The following is a 6873-nucleotide window of genomic DNA, read 5'->3' on the forward strand; positions in this document are numbered from 1 at the left end:
CTCTCTATCCTAACATAAGATCAACACGACCTGGGATCCGTGGAGGAAGTGCCGGCCCGGCGCGGCTGGGACTTGGATCAGTTGGTCGACGCTGTTATCCGCTTTTGGTGCAGCAACCCCGATTTGGTGAGTTTGTGGCGCTCTCGTTTTCGCGATGCCGGGCGAGATGCGCTGTTGGTCTCGCGAGTGGGGCATATTCAATCACTGCAGCAGGAATTTGAATGGCTGCTGAAGCAGTAGGTGCCGAGCGCCACTCTCGCCACCTGGGTGGGAGAATGTGCGGTTAGCAGGTAGGCTAGGGGCAGAACTGGTTTGTGAGCACCCATGAGCGACACAGTTTTCGGCAAGATTATTCGCAGGGAGATCCCTGCACAAATCGTTTACGAAGACGATAGAGCCCTGGCCTTCAAAGATATTGCCCCCCAAGCCCCTGTCCACATTTTGGTGGTGCCCAAAGAGCCCATCCCCGGCATTTCCCAGGCCAAGCCCGAACATGAGGCATTGCTGGGACATCTCCTGCTGACCGCTCAGCGGGTGGCTGCCGAGGCAGGTTTAAATAAAGGCTACCGATTGGTGATCAACGAAGGAGAAGACGGCGGGCAAACCGTCTTTCATCTCCACATTCACGTTCTGGGCGGTCGGGGGATGGGCTGGCCTCCGGGCTAAGCAATGGCTTTTCCCACCAACTGAAGCCTCTGCAGGTACAATCCTGTCATTACCGAGGTAAACAGCGGGTGGGGTCTGGAACCGATGGAGTGGCACGTAACCGATGCAGAGAGTTTGATGATCATCGACCAGGAGGTGGGCAAGCACGAGCTTTCTCCTGCTGAGTATGAGGTGGTTCGTCGGGTTATTTATGCTACTGCTGACTTCGAGTACTTGCACCTCATCCGTTTTGGCAACGAAGCCTTACAGGCCGGAGCGGCGGCTCTGGCAGCGCGTACCACCATTGTGGTCGATGAGCCGATGGTGCAGGTGGGCATTGCCTGGGCTGTTCAGAACACCTTTTCCAACCCCATCTATTGCAGCAGCGAAGCCATTACCCGCCCCCAAAGGGACAAGACCCGCTCCGCTTGGGGCTTGGAAACCCTGGCCCAACGCTACCCTGAGGCGATCTTTGTGATTGGCCAATCCCAGACTGCCCTCTCCACCTTGGTGCAGCTGATTAGAAAGAAGGAGGTGGCCCCTGCTCTGGTCATCGCCACGCCGGCTGGGTTTGTGAACGTGGTGCAAGCCAAGCAGGAGCTAGCCGATTCCATGGTACCCCACATCCGCACTGAGGGACGCAAAGGAGGCCCGGCAGTGGCTGCAGCGGTGTTGGATGGCCTGCTGGACTTGGCTTGGCACGCCTATGTACGGGTCAGCAGCGCAGACTATCCTGGCAAATCCGCCGTTTCTTGACATGCTCCTTGCTCTACTGGCTGGCTAAGCCAAGGCAAACTGCGCAGCAGTAGAGCAGGGCTTTAGACCCCATTTCTAGAGTAGGTCTGCTGATCTGATCGAGATCACTCAACTGGGGGGATCCCGGTCACTCGGCCTTCAAGTCGGCATGGGCAAGATGGGAGCTGTGCTCTCAGTCCTGCCTCTTCAGAAAATGGCCTGAGAAGCGGCTGGGTTGAGCTTATGGAGGGATCTTCCCGTGCGGCGTGCCATCTTCTTTTGCTGGAGCGGCTGCCTTCTGGCCTTGTTTTTTGCGCCGGGGGCTTGGGCACAAGCTGAGCCATGCCCGGTGGTCGTCCTTTCGCCCTCTTCACAGTTGCAGTTGTCAGAATCGTCAACACTTGCCTCTACTCTCTCGACAGCCCAGAAAGTGCTCCACACTGCTACTGCACTCGACAAGGCAGAGGTTATCGCTACGCAACATTTTCCCGAACCGGTCAGCCCCTACCAGCGCTGGCGACAGAGGTATGCCCCCTCGGATCCCCTCTCTTCGGGTTTGGGCAGCGTCCCTTATCGGCCAGCCCAGCAGGGATCCCAAAGGATTCAACAGGGAACAGAGGGGCCCCCCGCGAGGCCTGCGACCCGCCAAGGGGAACAGCTGGAGCAGATCGGGATCCGCCTGGGAGAAGACAGCCCCTTCTTCCTACATCCCAGTGGGTTGGTCTATCGGCAGTCCTATTGAAGTTTTTGTGAGTCTGTTCGCTACAGGGATCCCAGCTTCCCCAGGGAGAAGGGCTGGGAGTGAGAAATTATCTCTCACTTCTCTCTTCTCACTGCTCACTATCAGTATTAGTAATGATTCCCTACCTTGCGGTGGTGAATGGCGGTGAGGCCCTCTGGGCTGGAGACCCGACCAGCTTCTAGAGTGCTGTACACCACCCAGTGATCGCTGGTTTCCAGGCGGCTCACCACACGGCACTCCAGGTAGGCCAAAGCATCGGCCAAGATGGGGGATCCGTTGGCAGCAGGGTAGGTCTTGATCCCGGCAAAGCGGTCGGCTCCCGGTGGAAATCGCTTCAGGAAGTGGCGCATCAAGGGTTGGTAATGGCCTTCTTGCAGCACGTTTAACACGAAGGTATCTCCCACCTGCAGGAAGGATTCGATGGCCCGATCCTTGGCTACTGCAATGCTGATCCCTGGCGGATCGGTGCTGGCTTGGGCTACCCAGGAGGCAAGCATGGCGCTGGTGGCTTGCCCTTTGCGGGCAGTGATGATGTAGAGGCCATTGCTGATGCGGCCCAGGGCGCGATCCAAGTCGGCATCCAAGGCTTTCATCTGCTGAATGTTGCGATCCCGGGTCAGCCACTGCCCCAGATCGGTACCTGCTTCTTCGGCCAGTTGCAGCAGAGCCTCGCCGGCAGGCTGCTTAAGCAGAATGGGGGCAAACACCTCTTTGGCGCCGATTTCTTGCAGTGTGTTGCGGCAGAGGTACACCGACTCATCATCTTCGCCGCCCGACTCAAACAGACCAAAGCCTTGCTTGCTGTGGGCAGAGGCCAAAAGGGTTTTCAGCAGCACTTGAGTGGTGGCGGCCTCAGGCCCTGATTGGGGCGGCATGCCTATCACCACACCGGCGGCCAAGCTCATCAGCTCCCGCACCTCGTGGGCATCCACCAGCCGCAAATCTGCCAGCTCCACCTGGATGCCGGTTTTTTGGATCCCACGGGCAATGGCTTGAGCCAAGGTTTCCGCCTGGCCATATCCCGACAGGTAGAACACTGCCACCAGGCGCTCGGCTTTGGCCTGCTCGAGGCTCCAGGTGCGATATTGCCCCACCCAGTCGGACAGGTGATGGCGCAGTAGGGGGCCGTGGCCGGTAGCAATGGCAGCGATGGGAGGCAAGGCTTCCATGCGCTTCAGGGCGGACAACACCGAGCGGGCGTTGGGCCCCATGAGGCAGTCGTAGTAGAGCTTGAAGTCGGCCTGCAACAGGTGGGGATGTTCGTCCCAGGCGAAATCGTCGCAGTAGTGCATCCCAAACACGTCGCAGGTGTAAAGGATCTGGGTGCCGTGGTCGTAGGTGAGGATGGTGTCGGGCCAGTGCAAGTTGGGGGCAGAGATAAATTCCAGGACATGCCCCTTGCCCAGATCCAAGCGATCTCCCTGTTTCACCACCAGCCGCCGGAAGGGCCGATGCACCAGATCTTCCAGAAATTGCATGGCCACCTTGGAGGCCACCACCGTCATCTGGGGCGCCAGCTCCAGCAGATCCCCAACCAGGCCGCTGTGATCTGGCTCGGTGTGGCTGACCACCAGGTAGTCGATCTGGGCAGGATCTAGGATCCCTTGCAGGCAATCCAGGTACAACTGGCGAAACTTCTCGTGGGAGGTGTCGATGAGGGCCACCTTCTCGCCGCGAATCAAGAAGGAGTTGTAGGTGGTGCCATTTTCCAGAGCAAATTCGATGTCAAATCGATCCCGATCCCAATCTTGGGAGCGAATGGCAAGGGTGTCGGCCCCGATGGGCAGAGTTTGCAGCGTCAGATGGGGCTGGGCCAGGCGAGGTGCGACTTGAGGTGCAACTGCAGTGGTGGCCATGTTCTCTCCCTAACTTTAAGTCGGGTCACAATCCTGATCTCAATGTAACCGAATGTTTATGTTGACAGGGGGTATAAATGCAATTTGCAAGTTGCGAAATCCTTATGGAATGCTTCTAGGGATCTCTGGGTTCCTGACTATCGAAGGGGTTGGGGCTTAGAACTGCAGCAAATTGGGCCAGGGTGTGGCGCAACTGATCCAGGTTTTGGCCGGTGGTGGCGGAAACAAACAGGGCCTTCGGGTAGAGCAGGCGCACATCCTCTACCCATTCGGGATCCAGGCGGTCGATTTTGTTAAACACCAGTTGCCGGGGGCCGGTGGCCAAGGGCATCTCGTCCAGCAAGGTTTCCACCGCCTCGATCTGTCCTTCCCAGTTGGGGTGAGACAGATCCACCACATGCAGCAGGGCATCCGCTTCCGTCACCTCTTCCAGGGTGGCTTGAAAGGCATCCACCAGTTGGTCTGGCAATTCGGTTAGGAATCCCACTGTGTCGGTCAACAGCACCGCCTGCTGGTTGGGCAGCTCCAGCCGCCGCGTAGTGGGATCCAAGGTGGCAAAGAGTTGGTCGGCCACGTAGACCTGGGCATGGGTGAGGGCATTGAGGAGGGTGGATTTGCCGGCGTTGGTGTAGCCCACCAGGGCCACCACGGGAATTTGGGATGCCTCGCGCCGTTGGCGCAGCCGCTGGCGGTGGCGGCGCAGCTCTTCCACCTCTTGCCGCAGCTTGCTGATGCGCCGCTGGATGGCCCGCCGCTCCATTTCCAGCTGGGTTTCCCCAGGGCCACGGGTGCCGATGCCCCCACCTAGCCGAGACATGGTGCGCCCTCGACCGGCCAAGCGAGGCAGCAAATACTGCAGTTGGGCCAGCTCCACCTGCAATTTTCCGGCCCGGGTTCTGGCCCGCTGGGCAAAAATATCCAGGATCACCTCGCTGCGATCCACCACCCGCACCCCCACCGCCTCTTCCAAGGTGCGCACCTGGCTGGGGGTGAGTTCCCGGTCGAACACCACCAGGTTGGCGCCCAGATCCTGGACCAGCAGAGCCAGCTCTTGCACCTTACCGGATCCGATTACCGTGGCCGAGTTGGGTCCCTCCCGCCGTTGCCAGAGGGCCTGCAGCACCTGACCGCCGGCACTCTCCACCAGGCGGCTCAGCTCCGCCAACCCATCCATGAGATCCTCGTAGCTCTGCCCGGACTCCTGCAGCCCCACCAGGATGGCCCGATCCTGATCCAGATCCACCTGGCGGGCGGTCAACTGGCGCCGAAACCCATCCTCCAGCTCCGCCACCAGCTCCTGCAGATCCTGTTCTGCCAGGATCCCCAAAGGCAAAGGCTCAGAAACCTGCCAACGGCGCTCTCCCTCCGGCAGCAGATGGGCCAGATAGGCCCGGTGAACAAAGCCCGTAGCCGCTCCTCCCCGGCGTCGGTGCCCTCCTGACTTGGACACGGAAAGGGTGATGAGGGCATCCAAACGCTGCAAAGCCATGGCCGTCAGCGCTTTTTGACCGGGGCCCCCCTCCCCCATTTGGGTGGTGATGCAGCGGATCCCCGATAGGCGCTCGGCCCCCTGGCGGGGCAATTCCCAAGCGGGAATCTGGGTTTCAAAAGGGGATCCCACCCCTACGCGGATCACCTGGCCGCGCCGGTTGAGGTAAACGCTGATGGGCCGGCCTTCCAACTCTTGGGTCAGGGATCCCAGCCGTTGGGCAAACTCCACCGTCACCAGGCGGTCGGGGGGTAGGCGCAGTTGGTAAAGCCGTTGCAGTTGCTTTTGTTGGTGGGGCTTTAACCCTTTGGCCTGTTCGGGAAAGCGTCGTGGAGCGATAGCAGAGCTGAAGCGGGGGTCGGTCTGATGGCGAGAGGTGCTAGCCCTGGGCATGGGGACGGGGAAAGACCCAAAAACAAGCTTTCATCTACCATACACGCTAGCTGACAGCAGGAACTTGGGATCCAAAAGCAACGGTGGCAAACACTGGCCCAGTGTTGCGGGGGCAACAGTACGGCGATGTCATCAGCAACGGGTGCAACATTCAAACCAAGGTCATTCCCGAACAAAAGTAGGCGGAATACTTCCATGACCCAACCGAGGTACGCATGGGGCAGCCAAACCCAGACGATCACAGGCTTCCTGCTCGCCCATCATCTGCTCAAGGTCAACCCCAAAGATGTCAATGTGTTGGATCTGCCCAAGCTGGGATCCCTGTATTGAGCTTGCTGTCGGTGAGAGAGTTTCCAAATCGGTTGGGCAGTCAGGGATCCCTTTCGCTCCGTGTTGCCGGAATCCTGCTGCAACTCGGAGTAGCTGCATAAATCGGAAAAATCCGTAGTGCTAGCTCTTAGTTATCATAGATGCACGATTTCAACATCACCCCATTTTCTGCGCAAATATTCAGCAACCAGCCTACGATGACAGTGCTCAGGTGTAGCTTCACTACAAAGCAGACATCCTCCATCGAGAATACTTTTATCCACTTGATCTTCAATGCGACGCTCGGCCATCAGCGACAAAAACTGTCTCTCGTAGTTAGACCATTCACCACTGGCTTTGTAAGCATCGAGAATCTCTTGAGTTGGTGCAAGTTCCGGCAAATGAACATATCCAAGCTTGCAGATCTCGTGAAGAAAAAACTCTAGATCCCTCTTTTTCGTGAATCCCGCCAGTTGCGAGGTGTTATTAAGTCGAGTATCAACAACTCGAACCAGACCAGGCTGTTTTAAGCGATTAAAAAATTGCTCTGCGCTTTTCTTCGTAAACCCTATCGTAAATATCTTCATGGCCTCGCGCTCCGCTCATCACTTTTTGACATTTTCTCATCTCGATAGGCGACACGCCTGCCTTGAATGAGATAGGCTTCGGCTATACACTCTTCCCGACTTCTAAACAAGTCGCCC

8 protein-coding genes are annotated in these 6873 nt (G+C 58.2%); 5 read left to right on the forward strand and 3 right to left on the reverse strand.

The window, feature by feature from the left end; all coding sequences use genetic code 11:
• The first annotated feature begins 39 nt into the window (after positions 1-39).
• From NW856_RS13325 to NW856_RS13340, 4 genes are all read left to right on the forward strand, one after another.
• Positions 40-240: a hypothetical protein gene (locus NW856_RS13325; protein ID WP_414400646.1), complete on the forward strand. Its 201-nt coding sequence runs from the start codon at positions 40-42 to the stop codon at positions 238-240.
• 84 nt (positions 241-324) lie between these two features.
• Positions 325-666 carry a histidine triad nucleotide-binding protein gene (locus tag NW856_RS13330; protein WP_011432043.1) on the forward strand — a complete coding sequence of 114 codons (342 nt, stop codon included), beginning with the start codon at positions 325-327 and terminating at the stop codon, positions 664-666.
• A gap of 84 nt (positions 667-750) precedes the next feature.
• Positions 751-1401, forward strand: a complete 651-nt coding sequence (locus tag NW856_RS13335; protein WP_414352119.1) for a precorrin-8X methylmutase — start codon at positions 751-753, stop codon at positions 1399-1401.
• Between the two features lie 238 nt (positions 1402-1639).
• Positions 1640-2122, forward strand: a complete 483-nt coding sequence (locus NW856_RS13340; protein ID WP_414400647.1) for a hypothetical protein — start codon at positions 1640-1642, stop codon at positions 2120-2122.
• Between the two features lie 107 nt (positions 2123-2229).
• Here NW856_RS13340 and NW856_RS13345 read toward each other — a convergent pair whose 3' ends face one another.
• Complete coding sequence (locus tag NW856_RS13345; protein WP_414400648.1) at positions 2230-3978, reverse strand: diflavin flavoprotein; 1749 nt, start codon at positions 3976-3978, stop codon at positions 2230-2232.
• Between the two features lie 115 nt (positions 3979-4093).
• Positions 4094-5860 carry a GTPase HflX gene (gene hflX / locus NW856_RS13350; protein WP_414400649.1) on the reverse strand — a complete coding sequence of 589 codons (1767 nt, stop codon included), beginning with the start codon at positions 5858-5860 and terminating at the stop codon, positions 4094-4096.
• Positions 5861-6055: 195 nt separating this feature from the next.
• Between hflX and NW856_RS13355 the strand changes: the two genes are divergently transcribed.
• Entirely contained in the window at positions 6056-6190 is a 135-nt protein-coding gene (locus tag NW856_RS13355; RefSeq protein ID WP_414373929.1) for a hypothetical protein, read from the forward strand.
• A gap of 134 nt (positions 6191-6324) precedes the next feature.
• On the opposite strand, the gene NW856_RS13360 is transcribed toward NW856_RS13355, so the two are convergent.
• On the reverse strand, positions 6325-6756 hold the full coding sequence (locus tag NW856_RS13360; protein WP_414400650.1) for a DUF488 family protein: 432 nt from the start codon (positions 6754-6756) through the stop codon (positions 6325-6327).
• Positions 6757-6873 lie beyond the last annotated feature (117 nt).

The organism is Synechococcus sp. R3-13 (assembly GCF_047462195.1).
Classification (GTDB): Bacteria; Cyanobacteriota; Cyanobacteriia; order Thermostichales; family Thermostichaceae; genus Thermostichus.

What these genes read in the sequence shown, in the direction of transcription:
- NW856_RS13330 (WP_011432043.1), top strand. Translation starts at nt 325, where the DNA reads ATGAGCGACACAGTTTTCGGCAAGATTATTCGCAGGGAGATCCCTGCA.
- NW856_RS13335 (WP_414352119.1), top strand. Translation starts at nt 751, where the DNA reads ATGGAGTGGCACGTAACCGATGCAGAGAGTTTGATGATCATCGACCAG.
- NW856_RS13345 (WP_414400648.1), bottom strand. Translation starts at nt 3,978, where the DNA reads ATGGCCACCACTGCAGTTGCACCTCAAGTCGCACCTCGCCTGGCCCAG.
- hflX (WP_414400649.1), bottom strand. Translation starts at nt 5,860, where the DNA reads ATGCCCAGGGCTAGCACCTCTCGCCATCAGACCGACCCCCGCTTCAGC.
- NW856_RS13355 (WP_414373929.1), top strand. Translation starts at nt 6,056, where the DNA reads ATGACCCAACCGAGGTACGCATGGGGCAGCCAAACCCAGACGATCACA.
- NW856_RS13360 (WP_414400650.1), bottom strand. Translation starts at nt 6,756, where the DNA reads ATGAAGATATTTACGATAGGGTTTACGAAGAAAAGCGCAGAGCAATTT.